Origin of the sequence: Thalassobaculum sp. OXR-137 (assembly GCF_034377285.1) — a bacterium.
Lineage (GTDB): Bacteria > Pseudomonadota > Alphaproteobacteria > Thalassobaculales > Thalassobaculaceae > Thalassobaculum.
This window is the reverse complement of sequence record NZ_CP139715.1, coordinates 551,956-576,453: the sequence shown is the minus strand read 5'-3', so window position 1 is coordinate 576,453 and position 24,498 is coordinate 551,956. Positions and strand designations below refer to the sequence as shown.

Annotated in this window: 23 protein-coding genes; 14 read left to right on the top strand and 9 right to left on the bottom strand. The window is 68.0% G+C overall.

The genetic code is table 11. The features are described from left to right. The first annotated feature begins 91 nt into the window (after nucleotides 1-91). The 5 genes from T8K17_RS02765 (at nucleotide 92) to T8K17_RS02745 (ending at nucleotide 6,850) form a co-directional block, all read left to right on the top strand. Nucleotides 92-2,056, top strand: coding sequence for an ATP-binding protein (locus T8K17_RS02765; RefSeq protein ID WP_322332978.1), 1,965 nt, complete (start codon nucleotides 92-94; stop codon nucleotides 2,054-2,056). 71 nt (nucleotides 2,057-2,127) lie between these two features. Continuing rightward, complete coding sequence (locus tag T8K17_RS02760) at nucleotides 2,128-4,110, top strand: sensor histidine kinase (protein WP_322332977.1); 1,983 nt, start codon at nucleotides 2,128-2,130, stop codon at nucleotides 4,108-4,110. A 137-nt stretch (nucleotides 4,111-4,247) separates the two neighbouring features. Continuing rightward, nucleotides 4,248-5,468 carry an argininosuccinate synthase gene (locus tag T8K17_RS02755; RefSeq protein ID WP_322332976.1) on the top strand — a complete coding sequence of 407 codons (1,221 nt, stop codon included), beginning with the start codon at nucleotides 4,248-4,250 and terminating at the stop codon, nucleotides 5,466-5,468. Between the two features lie 7 nt (nucleotides 5,469-5,475). Beyond that, entirely contained in the window at nucleotides 5,476-6,237 is a 762-nt protein-coding gene (locus T8K17_RS02750; RefSeq protein WP_322332975.1) for an SDR family NAD(P)-dependent oxidoreductase, read from the top strand. 205 nt (nucleotides 6,238-6,442) lie between these two features. After that, the gene (locus T8K17_RS02745; protein WP_322332974.1) at nucleotides 6,443-6,850 is read left to right on the top strand and encodes a GFA family protein; all 408 of its coding nucleotides are present in this window, start codon (nucleotides 6,443-6,445) and stop codon (nucleotides 6,848-6,850) included. Between the two features lie 14 nt (nucleotides 6,851-6,864). Here the strand turns inward: T8K17_RS02745 and T8K17_RS02740 are convergent, their stop codons facing one another. From T8K17_RS02740 to T8K17_RS02730, 3 genes are all read right to left on the bottom strand, one after another. Beyond that, nucleotides 6,865-8,034 carry an NADH:flavin oxidoreductase/NADH oxidase gene (locus T8K17_RS02740; protein ID WP_322332973.1) on the bottom strand — a complete coding sequence of 390 codons (1,170 nt, stop codon included), beginning with the start codon at nucleotides 8,032-8,034 and terminating at the stop codon, nucleotides 6,865-6,867. 37 nt (nucleotides 8,035-8,071) lie between these two features. After that, a complete protein-coding gene (locus tag T8K17_RS02735; protein WP_322332972.1) occupies nucleotides 8,072-9,148 on the bottom strand; it encodes a dipeptidase in 1,077 nt (358 codons plus the stop codon). A gap of 77 nt (nucleotides 9,149-9,225) precedes the next feature. After that, nucleotides 9,226-9,921, bottom strand: a complete 696-nt coding sequence (locus T8K17_RS02730; RefSeq protein WP_322332971.1) for an NnrU family protein — start codon at nucleotides 9,919-9,921, stop codon at nucleotides 9,226-9,228. 39 nt (nucleotides 9,922-9,960) lie between these two features. Here T8K17_RS02730 and T8K17_RS02725 point away from each other — a divergent pair, with 39 nt between their 5' ends. From T8K17_RS02725 to T8K17_RS02710, 4 genes are all read left to right on the top strand, one after another. Then, nucleotides 9,961-10,272: a DUF3253 domain-containing protein gene (locus tag T8K17_RS02725; RefSeq protein ID WP_322332970.1), complete on the top strand. Its 312-nt coding sequence runs from the start codon at nucleotides 9,961-9,963 to the stop codon at nucleotides 10,270-10,272. Nucleotides 10,273-10,315: 43 nt separating this feature from the next. Continuing rightward, nucleotides 10,316-11,566, top strand: coding sequence for an APC family permease (locus tag T8K17_RS02720; RefSeq protein WP_322332969.1), 1,251 nt, complete (start codon nucleotides 10,316-10,318; stop codon nucleotides 11,564-11,566). 66 nt (nucleotides 11,567-11,632) lie between these two features. After that, a complete protein-coding gene (locus T8K17_RS02715) occupies nucleotides 11,633-12,328 on the top strand; it encodes a winged helix-turn-helix domain-containing protein (protein WP_322332968.1) in 696 nt (231 codons plus the stop codon). Next, nucleotides 12,312-12,749: a hypothetical protein gene (locus T8K17_RS02710; RefSeq protein ID WP_322332967.1), complete on the top strand. Its 438-nt coding sequence runs from the start codon at nucleotides 12,312-12,314 to the stop codon at nucleotides 12,747-12,749. The genes T8K17_RS02715 and T8K17_RS02710 overlap by 17 nt, the downstream gene beginning before the upstream one ends. A 12-nt stretch (nucleotides 12,750-12,761) precedes the next feature. Here T8K17_RS02710 and T8K17_RS02705 read toward each other — a convergent pair whose 3' ends face one another. The 6 genes from T8K17_RS02705 to T8K17_RS02680 form a co-directional block, all read right to left on the bottom strand. After that, nucleotides 12,762-14,309, bottom strand: a complete 1,548-nt coding sequence (locus T8K17_RS02705; RefSeq protein ID WP_322332966.1) for a sensor histidine kinase — start codon at nucleotides 14,307-14,309, stop codon at nucleotides 12,762-12,764. 192 nt (nucleotides 14,310-14,501) lie between these two features. Then, complete coding sequence (locus T8K17_RS02700) at nucleotides 14,502-15,668, bottom strand: acyl-CoA dehydrogenase family protein (protein ID WP_322332965.1); 1,167 nt, start codon at nucleotides 15,666-15,668, stop codon at nucleotides 14,502-14,504. 25 nt (nucleotides 15,669-15,693) lie between these two features. Then, nucleotides 15,694-16,164 carry a MaoC family dehydratase gene (locus T8K17_RS02695; RefSeq protein WP_322332964.1) on the bottom strand — a complete coding sequence of 157 codons (471 nt, stop codon included), beginning with the start codon at nucleotides 16,162-16,164 and terminating at the stop codon, nucleotides 15,694-15,696. Then, entirely contained in the window at nucleotides 16,161-17,585 is a 1,425-nt protein-coding gene (locus T8K17_RS02690) for an MmgE/PrpD family protein (protein ID WP_322332963.1), read from the bottom strand. The genes T8K17_RS02695 and T8K17_RS02690 overlap by 4 nt, the downstream gene beginning before the upstream one ends. 80 nt (nucleotides 17,586-17,665) lie before the next feature. Continuing rightward, nucleotides 17,666-18,697: an AbrB family transcriptional regulator gene (locus tag T8K17_RS02685; RefSeq protein WP_322332962.1), complete on the bottom strand. Its 1,032-nt coding sequence runs from the start codon at nucleotides 18,695-18,697 to the stop codon at nucleotides 17,666-17,668. Nucleotides 18,698-18,734: 37 nt separating this feature from the next. Further along, nucleotides 18,735-19,511 carry an SDR family oxidoreductase gene (locus T8K17_RS02680; RefSeq protein WP_322332961.1) on the bottom strand — a complete coding sequence of 259 codons (777 nt, stop codon included), beginning with the start codon at nucleotides 19,509-19,511 and terminating at the stop codon, nucleotides 18,735-18,737. A gap of 115 nt (nucleotides 19,512-19,626) precedes the next feature. On the opposite strand from T8K17_RS02680, the gene T8K17_RS02675 reads away from it, so the two are divergent. From T8K17_RS02675 to T8K17_RS02655, 5 genes are all read left to right on the top strand, one after another. Continuing rightward, a complete protein-coding gene (locus tag T8K17_RS02675) occupies nucleotides 19,627-20,676 on the top strand; it encodes a TauD/TfdA family dioxygenase (RefSeq protein ID WP_322332960.1) in 1,050 nt (349 codons plus the stop codon). Between the two features lie 8 nt (nucleotides 20,677-20,684). Continuing rightward, complete coding sequence (locus tag T8K17_RS02670; protein ID WP_322332959.1) at nucleotides 20,685-21,239, top strand: nucleotidyltransferase family protein; 555 nt, start codon at nucleotides 20,685-20,687, stop codon at nucleotides 21,237-21,239. A 209-nt stretch (nucleotides 21,240-21,448) separates the two neighbouring features. Continuing rightward, nucleotides 21,449-22,000 (top strand): F0F1 ATP synthase subunit delta, encoded by a 552-nt coding sequence (locus tag T8K17_RS02665; RefSeq protein WP_322332958.1) that lies wholly within the window; start codon nucleotides 21,449-21,451, stop codon nucleotides 21,998-22,000. Then, nucleotides 22,000-23,535: a F0F1 ATP synthase subunit alpha gene (atpA, locus tag T8K17_RS02660; protein ID WP_322332957.1), complete on the top strand. Its 1,536-nt coding sequence runs from the start codon at nucleotides 22,000-22,002 to the stop codon at nucleotides 23,533-23,535. The genes T8K17_RS02665 and atpA overlap by 1 nt, the downstream gene beginning before the upstream one ends. Nucleotides 23,536-23,582: 47 nt before the next feature. Next, entirely contained in the window at nucleotides 23,583-24,464 is an 882-nt protein-coding gene (locus T8K17_RS02655; RefSeq protein WP_322332956.1) for a F0F1 ATP synthase subunit gamma, read from the top strand. The last annotated feature ends 34 nt before the right edge of the window (nucleotides 24,465-24,498 follow it).

Genomic DNA, 24,498 nt, shown 5'->3' with positions numbered 1-24,498 from the left:
GGTTCTTAGCTTTCCCGGCCGCACCCTGTCGCGTCGTGGTGACAGGGCGAATTTTCATACGGTAGGACTTATTGTGCAGTCGCCGTCGCAATTGAGTGACGATCAGGCCATCGACGTCCTGCAGGCGCTGATCGCGCCGCTGGACCAGGCCGTCGTCATTCTGTCGGCGCGGCAGCGGGTTCTGATCTGCGTGGCCGCGAACGAAGCCGCCCGCTCCCTGCTGGCGAGCGACGGGTTGGGGCTGGTCGGCCGCTCGGCCGAAGGGCTGCTCTCGGGCGACAGCCGCTCGGCGCTTTCCCATACCCTGGAGGTTCTGGCCGACGGCGCCGCCCGGTCCGCCGGGATCGCCATTCAGGGACCGGACGGCCAGGCCTCCATCGTCTCCGTGAAGATCGTGCCCCTGGGCGACCATGTCGCCTGGTATCTGTCGGCTCCGCAGCCGGATCCGCAGCCGGAGACGGAGAGGCGCATTGCGATCGCCGAGGGCCGGTTCCGGGCGTGGCTCGACCGTGGCGACGATCTTGTGGTGGTCTATGACAATCAGGACCGGGTCGTCGTGGCCAATGACCGGTGGCTGGAAACCCTGGCCATCGGGTCGCTGAGCGACGTCGTCGGGAAGACCGCCTGGGAGATCGTGACGTCGCGGGCGGAGGTCGTGGACCACGTGGCGACCGGATTTCCCAGCAAGGAAGCCTGGAGCAATCACTGGTTCGCCCAGCGCCATAAAGAGTCTGGCGACACCGGTATCGTGCACCTGAAGACCGGGCGTATCGTGCGCACCCGCTACCAGACCACCGCTGCCGGCGAACGCATCTTCACCGCCCGCGACGTCACCGACGCCGAGCGTAGCCGGCGGCGCATCGGCGAGGCTTTCGAGGCGATCGGCCAGGCCTTCGCCCTGTTCGACGCCGACCAGCGGCTGACGGCCTGGAACAGCCGGCTCGCCGATCTGGCGTCGGGCCTCGCCTTGACCCAGGGCATGCCCTACACGGCGGTCGCAGGCGCCATCGCCCGCGCCAGCGTGACCATGAAATCGCGCAGCGGCACCCCGCTGAAGGCGGAGGACCTGGTGTCCCGCACGCCGGTCTTCGGTCAGCGCTACGAATTCGAGCTCGTGGCGGAGACCGGCCGGACCCTGAGGGTGCACGAGGACGTCACCCACGAGGCCGGCCGCGTCCTGATCGGGCACGACATCACGGCGCTTAAGGGGCACCAGCTCGCTCTGGAATACCGGGTCGAGGATCTCGGCCGGGCCCGCCAGGAGGCCGAACACCATGCGGCCCGGGCGACCGCCATGGCGGAGCTTCTGCATGCGGAAAAGGAGCGGGCCGAGGCGGCAAGCCGCAGCAAGTCGCAGTTCCTCGCCAATATGAGCCACGAGCTGCGCACCCCGCTCAACGCCATCATCGGCTTTTCGGAAATCCTGAAGAACGAGACCTTCGGCCCGGTCGGGCACGACCGTTACCGCGGCTATGCCGAGGACATCCATTCCAGCGGCCATCACCTGCTCAGCCTGATCAACGACGTGCTCGACATGGCGAAGATCGAGGCCGGCAAGTTCGAGCCGGCGATCACCACGAACGCGGTGGACGACCTGATCTACGAGGTCCGCCGGATGATCAAGGGCCGCATGGCGGAGGCCGGGCTGAGCCTGGTGCTCGACCTGCCGTCGGTCGCCGTGGTCTGGGATTTCGACCGGCGGGCGATCAAGCAGGTGCTGATCAACCTGCTGGCCAACGCGATCCGCTTCACCTCGGCCGGCGGTCAGATCGCGATCCGGGTGCGCAGCGACGATCGCGGCTTCATCTTGGAGGTGGAGGATACCGGTACCGGGATCCCGGCCGAGCATGTGCAGCGGCTGCTGCAACCCTTCGAGCAGATGTCGGACATGACCAGGCGGGGGCAGGAGGGGACGGGCCTGGGGCTCTCCCTGTCGAAGGCGCTGGTCGAGGCCCATGGCGGCACGCTCTCGATCCACAGCGTCGTCGGGGAAGGGACCGCGGTGACCCTGTGGCTGCCGCCGACGCCGGGCGGGCGGTCCGACGCGTGTCCCTGAGTTCAGGGATTATTAACCGGCCGTGGCCGAATATCGCGGGAGCGCACTCCAACGTTGCGGTTCAGTCCCCCATGTCGGTTGAGTTGGCGATCCTGAATAAGCCGATAGACATACAAGGCGGTGCCCTCGCATCCGCCGCCGACACGCTGGATGCGGCATTCCTCGGTGCGCTGCTGCTGGTGCCGGTGCACTCGACGACCTGCGAAATTGTCGATTTCCTGTGCGCGGACGCGACACCCGGCGCCCTGTCCCTGCTCGGCCTCGCCGCGAAGGACCTTATCGGCAAGAGCCTGGTGCGGCGGCTGTCCGGCTGGGTCGGCCGCGATCCCCTGCAACTTGCGCAGTGCGTTCTGCGCGACGGCCGCCCGGTGGACTGCGCCTTCGACGCCACCGCCGCCCCCGCCTATCACACGTTGCGCGCGCGCTTCGCCCCGCATCGCGCCGGTATTCTGATGACCTGGAGCGACGCGGTCCCGCGGGCGGACATTTCCACCCGCCTCAGGGAGGCTGAGCGGCGGGCCGAGGTGGCGGAAGCCCGTCTGGTGGACAGTTTTGTCGCCAGCCCGGATCCCTTCGCCCTGTTCGACCAGCAGGAAAGGCTCGTGCTGTGCAACGAGGCCTGGATCGACATTTTCGGCCTGCAGGAAGTCGACTCAGTCATCGGGCGCGGAATCGAGGATCTGATGGCCGTCGCCGGACGCTCCGAGACTGTCCCGGCGAGCCAGGGCTATGCCCGATGGCGCCTTGAGAACCGGATCTCGGCTTCCGACGATTCCTACGAGATGGCGCTCGCCGACGGGCGGACCTTCCGCCTGCGCGAACGGGTGACCCGCGATGGCGGCCTGGTCAGCGTCGGGTCGGAAGTCACCGAGATCATCCGTCAGCGCGAAGTCCTTCACAGGGCGCTCGAATCGATCAACGTCCGGATCGGCATCTTCGATCCGGAGGATCGTCTGGTGGTCTGGAACCAGGCCTTCGCCCGCGTGGCCGGGGAAGACGCCCTCCAGTCCGGCATGACCTTCGAGGCGTGCGCCAGCATCAACGCGGCCCGTGACGATGTGGTCACCCTGTATGACGGACGGGAGATCGACCTGGAGGAGCGCATGGCGCTGCACGCCCTCCGTCATCGCGAGCTCCAGTTCGAGCGCCGGTACAAGGACGGCTCGGTCAGTCTGATGAGTGAGACGCGGACGCCGGACGGCTGGATCGTGATCGCCGGCACCACGATCACCGAGCTGAAGGCGAAGGAGGCGGTGCTGCGGGCCCGGGTCGCCGAGCTCGATTCAGCCCGGGCCGAGGCCGAGCGCCATGCGGCCGACCTGGCGGTGGTGACCGAGCAGCTCACCGTGGAGAAGGAGCGGGCCGAGACCGCCAACAGGACCAAGTCGCGGTTCCTCGCCAATATGAGTCACGAGCTGCGGACGCCGCTGAACGCGATCCTCGGTTTCTCGGAGATCCTGAAGCTGGAGGCCTTCGGCCCCCTCGGCGCCGAGCGCTACCGCGACTACGCCGAAGACATCCATGCCAGCGGCAATCATCTGCTCAGCCTGATCAACGACATCCTCGACATGTCCAAGGTGGAAGCGGGCAAGTACAGCCTGGTGCTGGAGGACGTCGCCCTGAGCGACGTGGTGGACCGTGCGGCGCGGATGGTGCGCGGCCGGGCTGCGGAGGCCGAGCTGCATCTCGACATCGGCCCGGTGGACCCGTCGCTGATCCTGCGGATCGACCCGCGGGCGGTCAAACAGGTGCTGATCAACCTGCTGGCCAACGCCATCAAGTTCACCCCGGCCCACGGTTATGTGGAACTCGTCACGGTCGTGGAGCCGGGGGCGGTGCAGATGACCGTGCGCGACACCGGTCCGGGCATCGACCCGAATGAGGTTCCGCGGCTGCTGCGGCCGTTCGAGCAGGCCAAGTCCGCCGGCGGACAGGGCACCGGCCTCGGCCTCGCCCTCAGCAGCGCGCTTGTCGGGCTCCATGGCGGCCGCCTGACGGTGGACAGCCTGCCGGGTGCGGGCACCAGCGTCACGGTCCGGCTGCCGCGGGACTGACGTCCCGGCGGTAATTTCCGACGGGTTTCCGGCCCACCCCCTTGCCGAGTCTGAGCGGCCCCCTTACAACGCCGCGCAGGAATGTCGCGCGTCGTCTTGGTGGCGCCGCGCGCCGAAAGGGAGCCTCGAGCAAGCCAATGTCCGATACCGAGTCCGTGAAGAAAGTCGTCCTCGCCTATTCCGGTGGCCTGGACACCTCCATCATCCTGCGCTGGCTCCAGGACACCTACCGATGCGAGGTCGTGACCTTCACCGCCGATCTCGGCCAGGGCGAGGATCTCGAGCCGGCGCGCGAGAAGGCCAAGCTGCTCGGCATCAAGGAAATCTTCATCGAGGACCTGCGCGAGGAGTTCGTGCGCGACTTCGTGTTCCCGATGTTCCGCGCCAACACGGTCTACGAGGGCACCTACCTGCTGGGCACCTCCATCGCCCGGCCGCTCATCGCCAAGCGGCAGATCGAGATCGCCCAGGAGACCGGCGCCGATGCCGTCTGCCATGGCGCCACCGGCAAGGGCAACGACCAGGTCCGTTTCGAGCTGAGCTATTACGCGCTGCAGCCGGACATCAAGATCATCGCTCCGTGGCGTGAATGGGACCTCGGCTCGCGCACCGCGCTGATCGACTACGCCGAGAAGCACCAGATCCCGGTGCCGAAGGACAAGCGCGGCGAGGCGCCGTTCTCCGTCGACGCCAACATGCTGCACGTCTCCTCGGAAGGTAAGGTGCTGGAGGATCCGGCGGTCCAGGCGGCCGACTACATCTGGTCCAACACCATCGCCCCGGAAGAGGCGCCGGATAAGCCGACCTTCGTGGAGATCGGCTTCGAGAAGGGCGACCCCGTCTCCATCGACGGCGAGGCGCTCAGTCCGGCCACCATCCTGACCAAGCTGAACGAGCTCGGCCGCGCCAACGGCATCGGCCGTCTCGACCTGGTGGAGAACCGCTTCGTCGGCATGAAGAACCGCGGCCTGTACGAGACCCCGGGCGGCACCATCATGCATGTCGCTCATCGGGCCATCGAGAGCATCACTCTCGACCGCGAGATGGGCCATCTCAAGGACGAGCTGATGCCGCGCTACGCCAAGCTCATCTACAACGGCTTCTGGTTCGCCCCGGAGCGCGAGATGCTCCAGACGGCCATCGACTTCAGCCAGCAGGCGGTGACCGGCACCGTGACCATGAAGCTCTACAAGGGCAATGCCATGGTCGTCGCCCGCAAGGCCGAGAAGAGCCTGTTCTCCGCCGACTGGGTGACCTTCGAGGAGAGCGCGGTGGCCGATTACGACCACAAGGACGCGGCCGGCTTCATCAAGCTGAACGCCCTGCGCCTGCGTCTGAAGAAGATGCTGCAGGGCTAAGACCGCCATGGCCGACAGGGTCGCGCTCGTCACCGCCGGTGCCCAGGGCATCGGCCGGGCGACCGTGCTGGCCCTGTCCGCCGCCGGCTTCCGGGTCGCGGCGATCGATACCGACGTCGAGGCCCTGGCCGAGCTACCCGATGGGATCCTGACCGTCGCCGGCGATGTCGGCGACGAGGCGGTGGTGGCCGACGCCATCGCCCACACTGTCGAGCGCTTCGGCCGGCTTGACGCCATCGTCAACAACGCCGGCATCAACGCCAACGGCCCGGTCGAGAGCCTCGACCTGGACGCCGTGCGCAAGGTGCTGGACGTGAGCCTGGTCAGCATTCTCGCCACGGCCAAGCACGGGGCGAAGCATCTCCGGGCGGCCGGTGGCGGGGCGATTGTGAACATCGCCTCTTCCCGTGCCCTGATGAGCGAGCCGGACACCGAAGCCTATTCCGCCGCCAAGGGCGGAGTGGTGGCGGTGACCCACGCGCTCGCCATGTCGCTCGGTACCCGCGACGACCGCGACGGCCCGGCGATCCGGGTCAACGCGATCTCGCCCGGCTGGATCGAGACCGGCCCCTGGCAGAAGGCGTCGACGCGCCGCGATCCGGCGCATAGCGACGCCGACCGGGAGCAGCACCCTGTGGGCCGCGTCGGCACGCCCGAGGACATCGCCGAGGCGGTGCTCTACCTGCTCGACGACCGGGCGGGCTTCATCACCGGTCAGAACCTGGTGATCGACGGCGGCATGACGAAGAAGATGATCTACGTGGAGTAACGCGGCCCCCGGCCCTTCGACACGCCCCCTGGATCAATCCCGGATTAAATCCGGGACAGGGGGCTGCTCAGGGCGAGGTCAAAGTTTGTTCCGGATAAAATTCGACCTCGCCCTGAGCAGCCTCGGCCCGAGGCCGGGGCGTGTCGAAGGGTCGATCCCGTCGCATGATCCAGCCCTACGCCGAACAGCCGGAAGGATCCCTTAGATGACCCGGACAATGGTTGGTTCCTGTCTGTGCGGCGCCGTGCGCTTTGAAGTCGTGGGCGAGATTCAGGGGTTCTATCTGTGTCACTGCTCGCGCTGCCGAAAGGACACCGGGTCCGCGCATGCAGCCAATCTGTTTACCGCGGCCGCGGCGATCGATTGGCTTTCAGGTCGTGAGAACGTCCGGACCTACCGCGTCCCGGAAACGCGGCACCAGAAGAGTTTCTGTGTGACATGCGGGTCCGCCGTCCCCAGCGTCCAAGTCGAGGGGGATCTTCTGATGATCCCCGCCGGCTGCATCGACGGGGCGATCTCCAGGCAACCGGACGCCCATATCTGCCTCGCCAGCCGGGCGGACTGGGACGACCGATTGGAAAATGTCGCGGGGATTGAGGGGGTGCCGGGCTGATCCCTCGGCGGGCCCTACCGCTTCCCGCCGCTGGCCGCGATCTCCGAACGACGGACCATCGCCCAGCCGTATTGCGTCTCCCAGAGCGCGCACTCCGGGTCCGCTCCCAGCGCTTCCGCCGCATGGAGCGCCCAGAACGGGTTGTACATCAGCTCCCGGCCGATCCCGATCAGGTCGGCGCGGCCCTCCTGCAGGATCTCCTCCGCCTGCGCCGCTTCGGTGATGACGCCGACCGCCATGGTCTTCACCCCGGCCTCGTTCCGCAGCCGTTCGGCGAAGGGGACCTGGAAGCCGGGTCCGCGCGGCGCGCGCTCCAGGGGCTTGCCGGCATAGTCAGCGCGATAGGCCGGCGGTCCGGCGATGCCGCCCGACGAGCAGTCGACCACGTCCACGCCCCGCGCCGCCAATTCGGTTGCCAGCGCCACGGAATCCTCGATCGACCAGCCCTCCTGCGGGCCGTCGATGGCGGAGATCCGGCAGAACAGCGGCAGCTCCTCCGGCCAGACCGCCCGCACGGCCTCGGCGACTTCCAGCAGGAAGCGCATCCGACCGGCCCGGTCGCCGCCGTAGGAATCGTTGCGCCGGTTGGTCAGCGGCGACAGGAAACTGTGCAGCAGATAGCCGTGGGCGGCATGGATCTCCGCCACCTTGAAGCCTGCGGCGAGCGAGCGCCTGGCGGAGGCGGCGAAGGCGTCCACGATATCGCCGATCTCCGCATTGGACAGCGGATGCGGCGTCGGCCAGTCATCGCCTACCGGCAGGGCCGACGGGCCGACGGTCTGCCACGGCTCGGCCTTGCTGGGGGAGTCCGGGCCGAGCGGCTTGCCGCCGGTCCAGGGCTCCGCCACCGAGGCCTTGCGGCCGGCATGGGCGAGCTGCACCGCCGGGATCATGCCGGTCCCGGAGATGAACTTGGCGATCGGCGCATAGGCCTCGGCCTGGGCGTCGGTCCACAGCCCGCAGCAGCCATGGGTGATCCGGCCCTCCGGACGCACGGCGGTCGCCTCGGTGAAGACCAGGCCGGTGCCGCCGCGGGCGAAGGCGCTCAGATGCGAGAAGTGCCAGTCGTTCGCCACGCCGTCCCGGGCCGAATACATGCAGAGCGGTGACAGCACTACGCGGTTCGGCAAAGTCACGCCGCGGATCGTCAGCGGCTGGAACAAGAGCGGGGTCTCGGTCGCCATAGGGTCTCCCTTCGATGTGCCCGGTGACGACCCGCGATCAGGCGCCCCAGGTCTTCTCCAGCACTCGGACCCAGTTGCCCCAGCACAGTTTTTCCATCAGCGCGTCATCGACGCCATGGTCGCGCATCGCCTGACGCATGACCGGCAGCCCGGCCACGTCGCCGATATCGCCCGGGATCGTCGCTCCGTCGAAATCGGAGCCGAAGCCGACCCGGTCCTCGCCCACATGCTCGATCAGGTGATCGAAGTGGCGCATCATCACGTCGAGCCCGGTCTGGGCGTTCATCTGCCCGTCCGCGCGCAGGAAGCAGGTGGCGAAGTTGACGCCGACCATGCCGTCGCTCTCGCGGATCGCGGCGAGCTGCCTGTCGGTCAGGTTGCGTGTACTGGCGCTGAGCGCGTGGGCGTTGGAATGGGTGGCGACCAGCGGCGCATCGCTGAGCTTGGCCACGTCCCAGAACCCGGCCTCGTTCAGGTGGGAGAGGTCGATCATCACCCGCATCTGATTGCAGCGCCGGATCAGCTCCTTGCCGAGATCGGTCAGTCCCGGACCGGTATCGGGATTGCCGGGGAAGCGGAACGGCACCCCGTGGGCGAAGGCGGTCGGCCGGCTCCATACCGGTCCGATGGAGCGCAGGCCCGCCTGGTACAGCAGTTCCAGCGAGCGGAACTCGGGGTCGATGGTCTCCGCACCCTCGATATGCAGGATGGCGGCGACCGATCCGCGCTCCAGGGCCGCGCGGATCTCGGCGGCGGTGCGGCAGACGGTGAAGGCGCCCTCGCTCTCCTTCTCGATCTGGAACAGCAGGCCCATCATCTCCAGAGCGATGGGCTGGGCGTAGCCGATATCGAGTTCGGCGGGCAGCGGCAGGTCGTAGCTGTCGCCCTGCATGGAGTCGGTGAAGTTGTCGGCCGCGTCGGGATCCCGGGGCGACGGCACGAACACGGCGAAGAAGCCGCCGCCGAACCCGCCCTTCTGCATGCGCGGCAGGTCGAGGTGGCCGCGGTTGTCGCCCTTCACGAACTGGGTCGCCGCGTCGGAGGACTCCTTGCGGTGCAGGCGCAGCAGGACGTCGTTATGGCCGTCGAAGATGGGAGGGGTAGTGGAGGGCATGACGCGCCGCCTGTGCCGGTGGGAAAGTCACCGAGCCTAGCAGCAGGAAGACGCGTCTGACGAGGCGGCTTCTGGCCTCAACCCGGATGCGGCCAGACCCCGGCGTAATACGGATGGGCGCCGTAGAGCAGGACCCAGACCAGCACGCCGAGCCCCAGGCGCCACCAGCCGATGCCGGCGAGGTCGAGGCGGGTGCGGCCCTGGAGGACGGCGAGGAACGGCAGGATCGAGGTGGTCATCGCCACCGGCCCCCAGGCGCTGTCCACCTTGCGGCGGATCTTGGCGTCCAGGGCGGGCATGCCGGCGAAGGACAGGACCGCGATGCCGCCGAACAGGAGAATCGAGGCGAGATCGCCGTTGGTCGCCAGGTGGCCGAGCGACCACAGGCCGGTGCCCCACAGGAACGGGTGGCGGGTGATCGTCAGGATGCCCTTGAAGGTGGTCGGCTCCGCCAGCATGGCCTCGCCGCCGACCGAGGTCGGGCTGCGCGTGGTGATGCCGGACACGAGCAGGATGCAGGCGATCGGCACCAGGATGTTGGGGACCCACTTGGTCGCCGCGCCCGGCACCCAGATCTCCATGTAGGGTGCGTCGCGGAAGGCGAGGATCAGCCAGACCAGGCCGCCCAGCATGACCAGCGAATACAGGCCCCGGAACTTCTCTTCTCCGATGGCGTCGATCGCCCGGTCGCGGATCGGCGCCGAGGACAGCAGGAAGTGCCCTCCGGTGAAGACGAGCACGCCGATGATGACCGCGTCGATCGTGCCCAGCATTCTTCTGGTCCTTCCCGCCTGTCGGACTATGCTGGCTATATGGCAAGTGAACCCAACGAAGCAACCGTTGACCCGCTCGAGGCGCTGATCCTGGATCGGTGCGCCGCGGCCGGATCCGGCAAGTCGATCAGCCCGGACGAGGTGGCGCGCGCCGCCGGTGGCAATCCGAACGAGACATCGGCCTGGCGGCCGTTGCTGCGGTCCGTCCGCGCGGCGGCGGCTTCCCTGCAGGACCGCGGCGCGATCCAGGTGCTGCGCAAGGGCAAGCCGGTGGACATCCGCACCGCCAAGGGCGTCATCCGTCTGGCCCTGCCCTCGGCCGCACCGCAGGCGCCTTCCGCGGAGGTTTGATCTGGCGCAAGGCCGGGCGGCCGGAACCCGGTATGCTCGTGCCATGACCGCTGACCCTAAACTTTTGCCCGAACCCGAACCCGAACTCGCCCGTCGCCTCGGCCCGGGTCTGCTGACGCTGTACGGTGTCGGCACCACCATCGGTGCCGGCATCTATGTGCTGATCGGCGAGGTCGCGGCCCGGGCCGGGGCCTGGACGCCGTTCACCTTCCTGTTGGCCGCCCTGCTGGCCGGGGCGACGGCGCTGTCCTTCACCGAACTGTCGGCCCGCATGCCCAAGAGTGCCGGCGAGGCGCTGTACGTGCGCGAGGCCTTCGCCTCGGAGGGGCTGTCCCTGATCGTCGGTCTGATGGTGGCGGCGGCCGGGATCATCTCCGCGGCCAGCGTGGTGGTCGGCGGCGTCGGGTACCTGCGGACGCTCATCGCGATCCCGGAAGCGCTGGCGATCGTCGTGCTCTGCGCGACCCTGGGCGGGCTGGCGATCTGGGGCATCACGGAATCGACCCTGGCGGCGGGGGCGCTCACCCTGGTGGAGATCGGCGGGCTGATGCTGGTGGTCGGCTCCGGGATCGCGACGGGCGGCGAGGGGGGACTGCCGGTGGCGGAGATCCTGGTTCCGCGCACGCCGTTTCCGGTGGTCGGCGTCTTCGCCGGGGCGGTGCTCGCCTTCTATGCCTTCATCGGCTTCGAGGACATCGTCAACGTTGCCGAGGAGGTGAAGGATCCGGCCCGGGCCATGCCGATCGCCATCGTCGCGACGCTGGTCATCGCCGGCAGCCTGTACCTGGCGGTATCGGTCACCGCGCTTGCCGTCCTGCCGCTGGTGGAACTGGCCGGATCGCCGGCCCCGCTCGCCCTGGTCTACGCAGCCGCAGGCGGGGACGCCCGCCTGCTGGGCGCGATCGCGGTGCTGGCGACGGTGAACGGGGTGCTGGTTCAGATGGTCATGGCCTCGCGGGTGCTGTTCGGCCTGTCGCGCCAGGGCTCCCTGCCGGAGTTCCTCGGCCGGGTGCATGCGACCACCCGCACGCCGGCGGTGGCGACGGTGCTCGTGGTGGCGGCGATCCTGACGCTGGCCCTGCTGTTCCCGATCGCCACCCTGGCCGGCACCACCTCGCTGGTGACGCTCGCGGTCTTCGCCCTGTGCAATCTGGCACTTTGGCGCCTGAAGCGGCGCGGCTCCGCCCCGGCGGAGGCGCCGAACCTGCCGATCTGGCTGCCGGTGATCGGCGCGCTGGTCAGCCTCGCCGTGCTCGCCGTCGAGATCGGCCGCCGGCTGTCCGGGCTGTTCTAGGCATCCTTAGGCAGATCCCGAAGCGTTCGACATTGTCTTGTCGCCGTCGGGCGTCATGATCGGCCCATGACCCTGTCCGCCAAATTCGAGCTGATCGGCGCCGCGCTGGCCAACGAAAGCCGGGCCCGCATGCTCTGCGCGCTGATGGACGGCCGGGCCTTCACCAACAAGGAACTGGCCCTGGCGGCCGGGGTATCGGAGCCGACGGCGACCGCCCATCTGCGCCAGCTCGCCGAGGCGGGGCTGACGGTGTCGATGCGGTCCGGCCGGTCGGTCTACCACCGGCTCGCCTCGGCCGAAGCGGCCAACCTGCTGGAGCGGCTCGGCGGGCTCACGCCGCAACCCTACCTGCATCGTGCCCGCCGCAGTCCCGGCAATGCCGACCTGCTGGTTGCCCGGAGCTGCTACAGCCATATCGCCGGCCGGCTCGGCGTCCTGTTGCTTGATGCCCTTGTCGCCCGGGGAGCGATCGTCCTCGAGGGCGAGAGCGTCACCCTCGCGCGGCCGGCCTTCTTCGCGTCCCTCGGCCTGTCCATGCCCCGGGCCGGGCCGGAGCCGGTGCGGCTCTGCCTGGACTGGACCGAGCGCCGTCCGCACCTGTCCGGACCTCTGGGCGCCGCCCTGATGGACCATGCCCTGCGCAGCGGTTGGCTCAGCCGCGGCGCGCCGCGCGTGCTGACGGTTACCGAGCCCGGATATGCCGCCCTCCACACCCATTTCGGACTGACACGAGAGGATATCGACCATGTTCCCGCAGCTTGAAACCAACCGGTTCACCACGGAGACCGGATACACCCTCACGGTGGAAGTGCCGCAGGAACGGGCCGATGCGGTCATGGAGGCGGTGCTCGCCGTCGTGCCGCTCACCTGGGGAGACTACGACCGGGTTGCATTCCGCAGCGCCGCCGGCGAGCAGCAGTTCCGCTCCCTGGGGACGGGCCGCAACGCGGCGACCGCCGACACGGTGACCGTGCCCTGCCTGCGGGTGACCTGTTTCCTGCCCGGCACGGCGGATGTGGTCGCGGTGATGGAGGCGGTCTATGGCGCCCATCCCTACGAGGAGCCGGTCATCCTGCTCGCCCCGGCCTTGCGGTCGCGGCACGTGCGCGGTCTGGACGAGGACAACCCGAACCGGTTCTGGAACCGGCAGGCGGCCGACTGGGTTCCGGCGGCCCACCGCTGAACCGGAGGAGGGTCAGGCTTCGGTCTCGGCGGCGGGCCGGTACGGCCGTTCCACCGACGGGATCCGGATGCGGGCCCGGGTGCCGCGGCCGGGCGTGCTCCGAAGCGTGAGAGTGCCGTCCTGCAGTTCGATGAGCCGGCGGGCGATCGGCAGGCCGAGGCCGAATCCGTCGGGGGCCACGGCGGGATCGGTGTCGGCCCGGGCGAAGGGTTCCATCAGCATGGGCAGGTCGCGCATGTCGAAACCGATCCCGTCATCCTCGACCACGATCTCCACGTCGTCCTGCTCGGGCTGGCCGAAGGAGATGTGGACGCGGCCGCCGTCGCGTCCGTATTTCAAGGCGTTGTCGACCAGATTGATCAGCGCCTGGCGCAGAAGACGCTCGTCGATGCGGGCGGAAACCGGGATGTCCGGCCGGGTGACGGTGATGTGCTGATCCCGGTCGAGGCTCTTGGCGCGCATCATCGCCATCACGCCGCCGATGACCCGGCCGATATCGACGATGTCCCGGTTGACCACGACGGTGTCGGTCTCGATCCGCGACAGGTCGAGCAGGTCGGTGACCAGATCCAGCAGGTGTTCGCCCGATGCCCGGATGTCGCCGGCGTATTCGTGGCGCTTGGCCTGCGATATCCCAAGGCTGTCCGCCGAAACCAGCATCTGGGCGTAGCCGATGATGGCGTTCAGCGGCGTGCGCAACTCGTGGCTCATCTGCGCCAGGAATCGGGTCTTGGCGTCGTTGGCGAGCCGCAGCTCCTGTTCCGCACGGCGCCGCTCGGCCAGGGAGAAGGTCATGGTGCGGATGGACAGAATGGTCCGCTCGATATGCCGCACCATCGGACGGAAGATGAACAGCACCTCCAGCACCAGCAGGACCAGGGTCGCCACCCACATCAGGGTCTTGGTGACCACCAGGGTGCGCAGATGCCCCTCGCCTTCGCGCTGGATGATCTGGGCGACCCGGTCGAGCCGGCGGGGCAGGTCGGTATGGGCGATCTCGAAGATTTCCGCGCGGAGCGTCTCCACCCGTCTGTCGGCCTGGGACGGCAGGGAGATCAGGCTGCGCAGCAACTCGATGTAGCGGGTGAGCAGCGGATCGACCGGCCGCGGGTCCTCGAAATAGGCGGCGGCGAGGTCGGGCGACATCTCGCCCCCGGGCAGCGGCTCCAGCCTGCCGGGCAGGCAATCCGCCCCTTCGGCGGCGGTGGCCGGGAGGAGTGTCGCATCCCGGCTGAGCATGATCCGGTGGGCGCGTTCCAGCAGATCGGTGCAGGCCGCGATCTCGGCGATCAGATCGGCGCGGTCGGCCTGGGTGGCGGCGGAGGGCAGGGAGGCGGTCAGAAGGGCGGTCTTCTGGGTCAGCATGCGCTGGCGGCCGGCGACGTTGATCTCGGCGGCGAGCTGATCCTGAGTCGAGGCCATGAAGATGGTGGTGAACCAGATCACCGTGGCGATTACCGCCACCAGGGTCAGACCGACCGCGTAGGCGAGGGTCGGCGCGCGCTTGGACCACGCGTTCGGCTCGACCGCTCCGTCTTCGGTCTCGGAGGCTTCGATCATCTGCCCCGCCCCATTTGGCCGCCGCGATCGGCGGCGGAAATCGATCCTTCACTGCCGGCCGGACTGGCCGATCCCGATACCCGCGATCGCCCTGACTCCCGATTGCAGCCATTGCGTAAAAAACACAATAATAATCAAATTTTTATTAATGTCCCGAAGGATGCGTCCTTATGTCCTGCCGGACCGGGGACTTCAGGCAGGCGAGCGCGCGACCAACTGCTTGGCGATGATGATCCGCTGCAGCTCGTTCGTGCCCTCGCCGATGGCCAGCAGCGGGGCGTCGCGGTAGTAGCGCTCGATGTTGAACTCCTTGGAATAGCCGTAGGCGCCGTGCAGGCGCATGGCTTCCAGCGAGTTGTGCACGGCGGCCTCGGTGGCGAACAGCTTGGCCATGCCGGCCTCCAGGTCGCAGCGCTCGCCGCGGTCATAGGCCTTGGCGGCCTGCTCGACCAGAAGGCGGGCGGCCTCGGCCTGGGTCGCCATGTCGGCCAGCTTGAACTGGATCGCCTGGTGCTCGGCGATCGGCTTGCCGAAGGTCTTGCGCTGCTGGGCGTAGCGCACGCTCTCCTCCAGACAGGCCCTGGCGATGCCGACGCCGCGCGCCGCCACGTTGATGCGGCCGAGCTCCAGCCCGCCGAGGATCTGCTGCAGCCCGCGGCCTTCCTCGCCGCCGATCAGGTTGTCGGCCGGCACGAAGCAGTCGTCATAGACCAGCTCGCCGGAATCGATGCCCTTGTAGCCGAGCTTCTCCAGTTTGGAGACGGACACGCCCTCGCCCTTCTCGATCAGCATCAGGGACATGCCCTTGTGCCGCGGCTCGGCCTGGGGATCGGTCTTCACCAGCACCGCCAGGACATGGCCCTTCACCGAGTTCGAGATCCAGGTCTTGGTCCCGTTCACCCGGTAGCCGTTGCCGTCCTTGCGGGCGGTGGTGCGGATACCCTGAAGGTCGGTGCCGGCATCCGGCTCGGTCAAGGCGATGCCGCCGCGCAGCTCGCCGCTGGCGAATTTCGGCAGCCACTTGCGCTTCTGCTCCTCGGTGCCGGCGCGCTCGACCGCCTGGGCCATGATCAGGTGGCTGTTGAAGATGCCGGAGACCGACATCCACACCGCCGAGACCCGCTCCACGATCTTGGAATAGGTCGCCGCCGACAGGCCCAGTCCGCCGTACTCCTCGCCGATGGTGGCGCCGAACAGGCCGAGGTCCTTCATCTTCTCCACGATCTCGGCCGGCCACTCGTCGCGGGCCTCCAGCTCGTGGGCGACGGGGCGCACGTCGCGCTCCAAAAAGCGGTCCACCGCGTTGAGGATCAGGGCTTCCTGTTCGTCCAGCTCGGTCTGGTCATGGGCAGCCGCCATGGCGGTATCCTCAATCTGAAATGGCTTAGGAGGCGGGGCGCTTCGGCACCAGGATGGTGCGCTCGTAGGTCATCACCACGGTGCCGTCCTGCTTGCGGCCGGTGGTGGCGAAGCGGACGATCCCCTGATGCGGGCGCGACTTCGACTCCCGCTTCTTCAGGATCTCCGAGCTGGCGTAGAGCGTGTCGCCGACGAAGACCGGAGCCGGCATCTTGATGTCGGTCCAGCCCAGATTGGCGATCGCCCGCTGGGAGGTGTCGCGCACCGTCATGCCGGTGACGATGGACAGGGTCAGGCAGGAATTCACCAGCAGCTTCCCGAACTCGGTGCCCGCCGCATACTCGGTATCGAAATGCGCCGGGTGGGTGTTCATGGTCAGCAGGGTGAACCAGGTGTTGTCGGTCTCGTTGATGGTCCGGCCCGGCCAGTGCTCGTAGACCTCGCCGACGGTGAAGTCGTCGTAGTACCGGCCGTCGCCGTCCTTGCTTGCGGTCATTCCTCACCCGCCGCGCGCAGGGGCTGCGGGGCCGGACGGGACAACTCCAGCACGGGGCCGATCGCCGTCTGGCGGTCCAGCGTCAGGATCGCCTCGGCCAGGGCGGCCGCCCGCTCCGCAGGCAGGCAGGGGCCGACCAGGGCGTCGAACTTGGCCCGGTGCTCCGCCTCGCTCGGCCAGTTGTCCGGCTCGCCCTTGGGCACCTCCACGAAGGTCTCGAAGGTGCCGCGGGTGGTCTCGATGGTGGCGGCCCCGGCCATATTGGCGGGGAAGGCGGCGTCGCAGCGGGCGTCGAGCTCGCAGGAGACCTTGTCGGTCAGATCCAGGGTGGTCTTGTCGGTGAGATGGGTCTTGTAGTCGTCCCAGCCGAACCCGCCGAGACGCAGGGAGGCGGCGGCGAGGAACGGCATGGAGAACTGGCCGTCGACCACGGTGACCGGCTTGCGCTTCATCTCGATCGGGCCGCCGATGATGGTCATGCCGTTGGCCGGCAGGCCGATGCGGATGGCGGTGACCTCCTCCGCCTTGATGTCGTTGGCCGCGCGCAGTTCCATCACCGCGTCCATCGGCGCGTGGCTGTAGCGGCAGGACGGGTAGGGCTTCACGGCGACGTTCAGGGTCTCCCACACGCTGCCGAGGCCGGCTGACGCCTTGGCCGGGGTGGCGTTCGGGGCGTAGAGGGCGAGGAAGCCACGCGTGCCGTCGATGCCGCGCTGCGGCGCCTTGAAGTCCTCGGCGGCGAGACGGGCGGCGACCAGGCCGCTCTGGGCCGCCCAGCCGACCTGGAACAGCTTGCTCCAGGAGCCCTCGGCGAGGAATTCGAGACTGCCGGCGGACTGGCTGAGCGCGATGCCGAAGGCGCTGGCGATCTGCGCGCCCGACAGGCCCAGGCAGCGCCCGGCCGCGGCGGCCGCGCCGAACACGCCGCAGGTTGCGGTCGGGTGGTAGCCGCGGTTGTAGTGGTCGATCGGGTTGAGGGCCAGCGACAGGCGGATCTGCACCTCGTAGCCGGCGATGATCGCGGCCAGGACCGTCGCGCCGTCGCAGCCGGACATCTCGGCCGCGGCGAAGGCGGCCGGTACGATGGGGGCCGACGGATGGATCGAGCCGCCGGCATGGGTGTCGTCGAAATCCAGACTGTGGGCGAGCGCGCCGTTCAGCCACGCGGCCCCCGGCGGGGTCCAGCCATCGGCGCTGCCGATCACCCGGGAACTGCCGTTGGCATAGCCCAGCGCGCGGGCGGCGGCGATCAGGGCGGGGGTCGACGGGGCTTCGTGCTGGGCGCGCACGGCGATGCCCATGGTGTCGAGGATCAGCGTCTTCGCCCGGTCGGCCACGTCCTGCGGAATGTCGGAAAGCGTGAGGCCGGCGGCGAAGTCGCCGAGCGTACGGGTGACGTCGAGGGTGTCCTGACCTGTCATCGTCTCCTCCCAGGAGCGGTATTTGTTTGTTGGGAGGAAAGGTAGGAGGGGGGCCGGGGCGCGTCAAACCGCTAACTTCGCTAAGCCCGCGGCAGGAAGACCCGCTTGTAGACCTGGCCGGTGAAGCCGATCACCAGGAAGATCCGCACCACGTGGAAGGCGACGACGATCGGCACGCCCAGATGCAGGATCTTGGCGGTGATGCTCATCTCGGCCATGCCGCCGGGCGAGATCGCCAGCGCCATGGTCACCGGCGGCAGGCCGACCGCCAGGCCGATGGCTACGCCGGTGGCGACGTTCAGGCCGACCAGGATCACCGTCGACAAAAAGGCCGGCGCCAGAAACCGGCGCAGGGCGATGACCCGGTCGCGCTGATACCGCAGGCCGAGGGTTGCCCCCATCACCACCTGGGCGAAGTTGATCAGTTCCGTCGGCACCCCGGACAGCACGGTGCCGGAAATGGACACCGCCAGGGCGACCAGCATCGGCCCCAGGAACCAGGCATTGGCGATCTTGCGCCGGGCGCCGAGCCAGCCGAGCGCGGCACAGCCGGCCAGCAGGACGATCAGACCCAGGGGATCGAACGGCAGCACGACCAGTTCGAACGGGTCGGAGCCGGTGAGGCCGAGGAGGGTGACGATCGGCGGGATCGTGATGACCACCAGCAGGATGCGCAGGGACTGGGCGAGCGAGACCGACGCGGTGTCGCCCTTATGCTGTTCGGCCAGCACCGACATCTCCACCACCCCGCCCGGCACGCTGGAGAAGAAGGCGGTTGCCGGGTCGGTGCCGGAGGTGCGCCGCAGGGCCAGGCCCGCCAGCACGCCGTAGCCGATGGACAGGAAGGCCGCACCGATCATCACCGGCAGGAAGCCCGCCACATAGGCCGCCACCTCCGGGGTGAAGGTCAGGCCGATGGCGCTGCCGAGCAGCACCTGGCCGACCTGTCGGCCGCCCGGCGGCATCGCCAGTCTGAAGCCGCACAGCCCGACCGCTGCCACCACCGCGAGGCTGCCGAGCAGCCAGGCCAGCGGCACGCCGAGACGCGAGAAGGCGTATCCGCCGGCCCCGCCCAGGGCCAGGGTCAGCAACCAGAGTCCAGCGTGTCTCATCCGGGAACCTTCGGGCGGCGGTCTGTTGCGGGCTTGGTCAGAGGGCGCGGGTGGCCCCGCCGTCCATGTCGATCACGCTACCTTGGAGAAGGTTGCCGGCGTCGGACACTGCGAAAACGGCGAGGTTGGCGATATCCTCCGGCTTGCCCAGACGCATGACCCGCCAGTTCGCCTCCATCTTCGCCAGGGCCGCCGCCTCGTCGATCCCCTCCTCGCGCATGATGAACTCGACGCGCTGGCGGATCCGCGGGGTCAGCACCGGGCCCGGATGGATCGCGTTCACCCGCACGCCGTCCAGGACGCCGCGGTCGGCCATCGCCTTGGTGAAGTTGGTCAGCGCCGAGTTGACCGACCCGCCGATGGCGAAGTTCCGCTCCGACACCCGGGCACCGACGCCGATGACGTTGAGGATGCTGCCCCTGGTCTTCATCAGGTGCGGCCAGGCGACCCGGGTCATGCGGACCGCGCCGTAATATTTGAGCGCGAAGCCGTCCTCGAAATCGGCGTCGGTCAGGTCGAAGAAGTCGCCGTATTTCGTCGCACCGGCGCTGTGGGCGAGGATGTCGAGCTTGCCGAAGGCCTTGATCGCCGCCTCCACCGCCTCGGCCGCCGTGCCCGGCTGCTTCAGGTCGCCGGCGAAGGTCTCGGCCCGGCCGCCGGCGGCGCGGATCGTGGACGCGACCGCGTCCAGTTTCTCCTGGCTGCGGGCGGTGATCAGAACCTCCGCGCCGGCTTTCGCATAGGCCTCGGCGATGGCGGCACCGATGCCCTGGCTGGCGCCGGTGACGATGGCGGACTTTCCATCCAGCCTCATGACATTCCTCCCCTGTGATGATTTAATCGCAACAATAAGCGCCGTTAGAGCCGCATTGCTACCCGTCATGGGTGGCCCGCTCCCGCGAAGGGGCGTGCTGTAAGGAGAGGAAACTATGGCTACCAATGCGTCCGCCATCGCCATGCCCAACGGTCCTGTCGACGACCCCTCGGTCTGGCTTGCCGCGGATCTGGAGCGCGACGACCGCTGGATCCATCACCTGACCGACGGCGAACTGGCCGAGCTGGACCGGGCGGTGGAGGCCGTACTCGCTAAGGGGCTGAGCGCCCAGCAGTTCCAGCGCGACGATTTTCCGCTGACCAGCCTCGCCGATATGATCGCCGGCTGGGCCCACGATCTCGATAACGGCCGCGGCTTCGTGCTGGTGCGCGGGGTGGATGCCAAGCGCTATGACGAGGACGCGCTGCTGGCGCTCTACTGGGGCATCGGCGTGCATCTTGGCCTGCCGGTGGCGCAGAACGCCGACGGCCACCTGCTCGGCCATGTGCGCGACCAGGGCCGGGACTATCAGGCGAAGAACGTGCGCGGCTACACCACCAGCGCCCAGCTCAAGGCCCATTGCGACGCCGCCGATGTGGTCGGCCTGCTGTGCCGCCACCCGGCCAAGTCCGGCGGCGAGAGCCTGATCGCCTCGTCGCTGGCCGTGTACAACCACATCGCCAAGGAGCGTCCGGACTACCTGCCCTACCTGATGGAGGGCTTCCATTTCGACCTGCGCGGCGAAGGGGCGACCGACAATCCGGACGAGACCACCTTCCACAAGGTGCCGGTCTTTTCCTGGTACGAGGGCCGGATGTCCTGCCGCTACAACGAGAAGACCATCATCGACGGCATGCGCAAGGCCGGCCAGCCGCTGGAAGGCAAGGCGCTCGAGGCGGTAAAGGCGGTGGGCGAACTCGCGATGAGCAAGCCGTTCCGCTACGACATGGTGTTCCAGCAGGGCGACATTCAACTCCTGTCGAACCACACGGTCCTGCACGCCCGCAACGCCTTCGAGGACTGGCCGGAGGAGGAGCGGCGGCGCGACCTGTGGCGCCTGTGGCTGAACCTGCGCGACGGCCGCCCGCTCGACCGCAACTTCGCCGACCGCATGAACACCGGCCCGCGCGGCGGCGTGCGGGTCCGCGCTCAGGCAGCGGAGTAAGCCTGCAGGTGATCTCGCCGGACCGGTTCGTTGCCGACGCGCTGACCAATCCGGTCAACGGCGCGATCCTCGACCGCCTTCCCGCGCTGGGATTGGGCCAGCCCTGGCTGGTCGCCGGATGTCTGTACCAGGCGGTGTGGAACCGCCTGGCCGGGCGCCCGCCGGCGGAGAACGTCAAGGATTACGACGTCTTCTACTGGGACGAGGATACGAGCTGGGAGGCCGAGGACGCGGTGATCCGGCGCGGCACTTCCCTGCTGGCCGATCTCGGCGTCGAGGTGGAGTTCAAGAACCAGTTGCGGGTCCCCTTGTGGTACCGGCAGCGCTTCGGCGCCGACTATCCGCCGGTGACCCGGGCGCGGGACGGCATCGACCGGTTCCAGGTCGAATGCACGTGTGTCGGGTTGACGCCCGGGCGCGAGCTGTACGCGCCTTTCGGGCTGGACGATCTGTATGCCGGCCGGTTGACGGTCAATCGGACGACCCCAACTCCGGGTCTGGCGCGGGAGAAGATGGAAAGCTACCGTGACCGCTGGCCATGGCTGACGATTGTGGCGGGGTGAGCTGACGCAGTGCAGCGACGCGGTGCAGCATTGAGGCGAAAACCGGTGCCTCACCGTCTTGCACCCCCCATACCCGTGTGCTAGAGAGCCTTCGCGCTGGCGAGGGTCTTCTACGCCGGCCAACTATTGTGTTCGATCGGCGCGTCGAGAACTCAGAAATTTGAACGAGTTCACGCGGGTCGTCAAACGGGACGAAGGGGCGCTTCCAGGTGGCTTCGCAATCAAAAGGCCTCGCCGCTCGCTACGCTTTGGCGTTGTACGAGTTGGCTGACGACCAGAAGGCGTTGGACGACGTCGCGGGGGATCTGACCTCCCTGCGTCAGCTGCTCGCCGAGAGCGAGGAATTCGTTCGGCTGATCCGCTCGCCGGTTCTGTCGCGCGCCGACCAGACCAAGGGTGTGGCGGCATTGTGCGACAAGTTCGGCGCCAACCCGCTGACCGCCAAGTTCCTGGGTGTGCTGGCGTCCAACCGCCGGTTGTTCGCGCTCCCGGGGATCATCACCGCCTATCTCGAGGAGCTGGCCCGCCGCCGTGGCGAGGTCGCTGCCGAAGTTTCTTCCGCCGTTGCCCTGTCCGAGGACGAGGTTCAGGCGGTTACCGACGCCCTGCGCAAGGTCGTCGGCCAGAAGGTCTCCGTTAATCTGACCGTCGATCCTTCGCTGATCGGTGGTCTGATCGTGCGCGTGGGCTCGCGCATGATCGATAGTTCGCTTCGCACCAAGCTGCAGCGCCTGCAGTTCGCCATGAAAGGGGTTGGCTGATGGAAATCCGCGCCGCCGAGATCTCCTCTATCCTGAAAGATCAGATCGCAAACTTCGGTGCTGAGGCCGAGGTCGCGGAAGTCGGTCAGGTCCTGTCCGTCGGTGACGGTATCGCCCGCGTCTACGGCCTCGATCAGGTCCAGGCCGGTGAGATGGTCGAATTCCCGAACGGCATTCGGGGCATGGCGCTGAACCTCGAGTCCGACAACGTCGGTATCGTGATTTTCGGCGACGACCGCGACATCAAGGAAGGCGACACGGTCAAGCGGACCGGCGCCATCGTGGACGTGCCGGTCGGCAAGGGCCTGCTCGGCCGCGTGGTCGACGGTCTCGGCAACCCGATCGACGGCAAGGGCCCGCTGGTCGACGTCGAGCGCAAGCGCGTCGAGGTGAAGGCGCCGGGCATCATGCCGCGTAAGTCGGTGCACGAGCCGATGCAGACCGGCCTGAAGGCGATCGACAGCCTGATCCCGGTCGGCCGCGGCCAGCGCGAGCTGATCATTGGCGACCGCCAGACCGGCAAGACCGCCATCGCCATCGACACCTTCATCAACCAGAAGACCGTCAACGACGCCGCCGGCGACGACGAGAGCAAGAAGCTCTTCTGCGTCTACGTCGCCGTCGGTCAGAAGCGCTCCACGGTCGCCCAGATCGTGAAGACGCTCGAGGATTACGGCGCGATGGAATACTCCATCGTCGTCGCCGCGACCGCCTCCGAGCCGGCCCCACTACAGTTCCTGGCTCCGTATGCCGGCTGCGCCATGGGCGAGTTCTTCCGCGACAACGGCATGCACGCCGTGATCGTGTATGACGATCTGTCCAAGCAGGCCGTCGCCTACCGCCAGATGTCGCTGCTGCTGCGCCGCCCGCCGGGCCGCGAAGCCTATCCGGGCGACGTGTTCTACCTGCACTCGCGCCTGCTGGAGCGTGCGGCGAAGCTGAACGACGCCAACGGCGCCGGCTCCCTGACCGCCCTGCCGGTCATCGAGACCCAGGCCGGTGACGTGTCGGCCTACATTCCGACCAACGTGATCTCGATCACCGACGGTCAGATCTTCCTGGAGACCGAGCTCTTCTATAAGGGCATCCGTCCGGCCGTGAACGTCGGTCTGTCGGTGTCCCGCGTCGGCTCCGCCGCCCAGATCAAGGCGATGAAGCAGGTCGCCGGCTCGATCAAGCTGGAGCTGGCCCAGTATCGCGAGATGGCTGCCTTCGCGCAGTTCGCCTCCGACCTGGACGCCTCGACCCAGCGCCTTCTGGCCCGCGGTTCGCGCCTGACCGAGCTGCTGAAGCAGGCTCAGTTCAGCCCGATGCCGGTGGAAGAGCAGGTCGTGTCGATCTTCGCCGGTGTGAAGGGCTTCCTGGACAAGATCCAGATCTCCGAGATCGGCCGCTTCGAGCAGTCGCTCCTGTCGGAGATCAAGAGCAAGGAGCCGGGGATCCTGGAGACGATCCGCACCGAGAAGGCCCTGTCCGACGATACTTCGGCCAAGCTCTCCTCGTTCATGGAGAACTTCGCCAAGACCTTCGCGTAAGCGAGGGATCGATCGGCCACGCGACCCAACGATAAGCGGACGGGACGATGCCCAATCTCAAGGACCTGAAAGTCCGGATCAATAGCGTCAAGTCGACGCAAAAGATCACCTCGGCGATGAAGATGGTCGCGGCGGCGAAGCTGAAGCGTGCCCAGGAGGCTGCCGAGGCCGCCCGTCCCTATGCCGTGCGGATGGACCGGATGATCGCCGCGCTGGGGGCCAATATCTCCGGCAGCGACGGCCCGAAGCTGCTGACCGGCACCGGGCGCGACGACGTTCACCTGATCGTCGTCGCCACCGCGGACCGCGGTCTGTGCGGCGGTTTCAACTCGTCGATCGTGCGCGCCGCGCGCCGCAAGATCGACCAGCTCGTCGCCCAGGGCAAGACGGTCAAGGTCATGACCGTCGGCCGCAAGGGCCGCGATCAGCTGCGCCGTGTTCACGGTGACAAGATCATCTCCTCCAAGGAGAACCTTGCCCGCACCGTGGTCGGCTTCAACGTGGCCGACGAGATCGGTCGCGAACTGATCCGGCGCTACGAGGATGGCGAGTTCGACGTCGCGACGATGTTCTTCAACCGCTTCCAGTCGGCGATGACGCAGATCGTCACCGAGCAGCAGCTCATCCCGGCCAGTCTGCCGGAGAGCAAGGAAGAGAACACCGGCGAGCTGAAGGCGCTGTACGAGTTCGAGCCGGACGAGGAGTCGATCCTGGCTGCTCTCCTGCCGCGCAACGTGGCGACCCAGATCTTCACCGGTCTGCTGGAGAATGCCGCCAGCGAGCACGGCGCGCGGATGACGGCGATGGACAACGCCACCCGCAACGCCGGCGACATGATCAACAAGCTGACGCTGACCTACAACCGGACGCGTCAGGCCTACATCACTAAAGAACTGATCGAGATCATTTCGGGCGCCGAGGCGCTCTAAGGGCCCTAGAGCCCGCGCCCGCCGCCCAACCGAG

What these genes read in the sequence shown, in the direction of transcription:
- T8K17_RS02720 (WP_322332969.1), top strand. Translation starts at nt 10,316, where the DNA reads ATGACCGCTGACCCTAAACTTTTGCCCGAACCCGAACCCGAACTCGCC.
- T8K17_RS02695 (WP_322332964.1), bottom strand. Translation starts at nt 16,164, where the DNA reads ATGACCGCAAGCAAGGACGGCGACGGCCGGTACTACGACGACTTCACC.
- T8K17_RS02710 (WP_322332967.1), top strand. Translation starts at nt 12,312, where the DNA reads ATGTTCCCGCAGCTTGAAACCAACCGGTTCACCACGGAGACCGGATAC.
- T8K17_RS02755 (WP_322332976.1), top strand. Translation starts at nt 4,248, where the DNA reads ATGTCCGATACCGAGTCCGTGAAGAAAGTCGTCCTCGCCTATTCCGGT.
- T8K17_RS02655 (WP_322332956.1), top strand. Translation starts at nt 23,583, where the DNA reads ATGCCCAATCTCAAGGACCTGAAAGTCCGGATCAATAGCGTCAAGTCG.
- atpA (WP_322332957.1), top strand. Translation starts at nt 22,000, where the DNA reads ATGGAAATCCGCGCCGCCGAGATCTCCTCTATCCTGAAAGATCAGATC.
- T8K17_RS02745 (WP_322332974.1), top strand. Translation starts at nt 6,443, where the DNA reads ATGACCCGGACAATGGTTGGTTCCTGTCTGTGCGGCGCCGTGCGCTTT.
- T8K17_RS02715 (WP_322332968.1), top strand. Translation starts at nt 11,633, where the DNA reads ATGACCCTGTCCGCCAAATTCGAGCTGATCGGCGCCGCGCTGGCCAAC.
- T8K17_RS02735 (WP_322332972.1), bottom strand. Translation starts at nt 9,148, where the DNA reads ATGCCCTCCACTACCCCTCCCATCTTCGACGGCCATAACGACGTCCTG.
- T8K17_RS02700 (WP_322332965.1), bottom strand. Translation starts at nt 15,668, where the DNA reads ATGGCGGCTGCCCATGACCAGACCGAGCTGGACGAACAGGAAGCCCTG.
- T8K17_RS02750 (WP_322332975.1), top strand. Translation starts at nt 5,476, where the DNA reads ATGGCCGACAGGGTCGCGCTCGTCACCGCCGGTGCCCAGGGCATCGGC.
- T8K17_RS02690 (WP_322332963.1), bottom strand. Translation starts at nt 17,585, where the DNA reads ATGACAGGTCAGGACACCCTCGACGTCACCCGTACGCTCGGCGACTTC.
- T8K17_RS02730 (WP_322332971.1), bottom strand. Translation starts at nt 9,921, where the DNA reads ATGCTGGGCACGATCGACGCGGTCATCATCGGCGTGCTCGTCTTCACC.
- T8K17_RS02685 (WP_322332962.1), bottom strand. Translation starts at nt 18,697, where the DNA reads ATGAGACACGCTGGACTCTGGTTGCTGACCCTGGCCCTGGGCGGGGCC.
- T8K17_RS02740 (WP_322332973.1), bottom strand. Translation starts at nt 8,034, where the DNA reads ATGGCGACCGAGACCCCGCTCTTGTTCCAGCCGCTGACGATCCGCGGC.
- T8K17_RS02680 (WP_322332961.1), bottom strand. Translation starts at nt 19,511, where the DNA reads ATGAGGCTGGATGGAAAGTCCGCCATCGTCACCGGCGCCAGCCAGGGC.
- T8K17_RS02705 (WP_322332966.1), bottom strand. Translation starts at nt 14,309, where the DNA reads ATGATCGAAGCCTCCGAGACCGAAGACGGAGCGGTCGAGCCGAACGCG.
- T8K17_RS02675 (WP_322332960.1), top strand. Translation starts at nt 19,627, where the DNA reads ATGGCTACCAATGCGTCCGCCATCGCCATGCCCAACGGTCCTGTCGAC.
- T8K17_RS02760 (WP_322332977.1), top strand. Translation starts at nt 2,128, where the DNA reads ATGTCGGTTGAGTTGGCGATCCTGAATAAGCCGATAGACATACAAGGC.
- T8K17_RS02725 (WP_322332970.1), top strand. Translation starts at nt 9,961, where the DNA reads ATGGCAAGTGAACCCAACGAAGCAACCGTTGACCCGCTCGAGGCGCTG.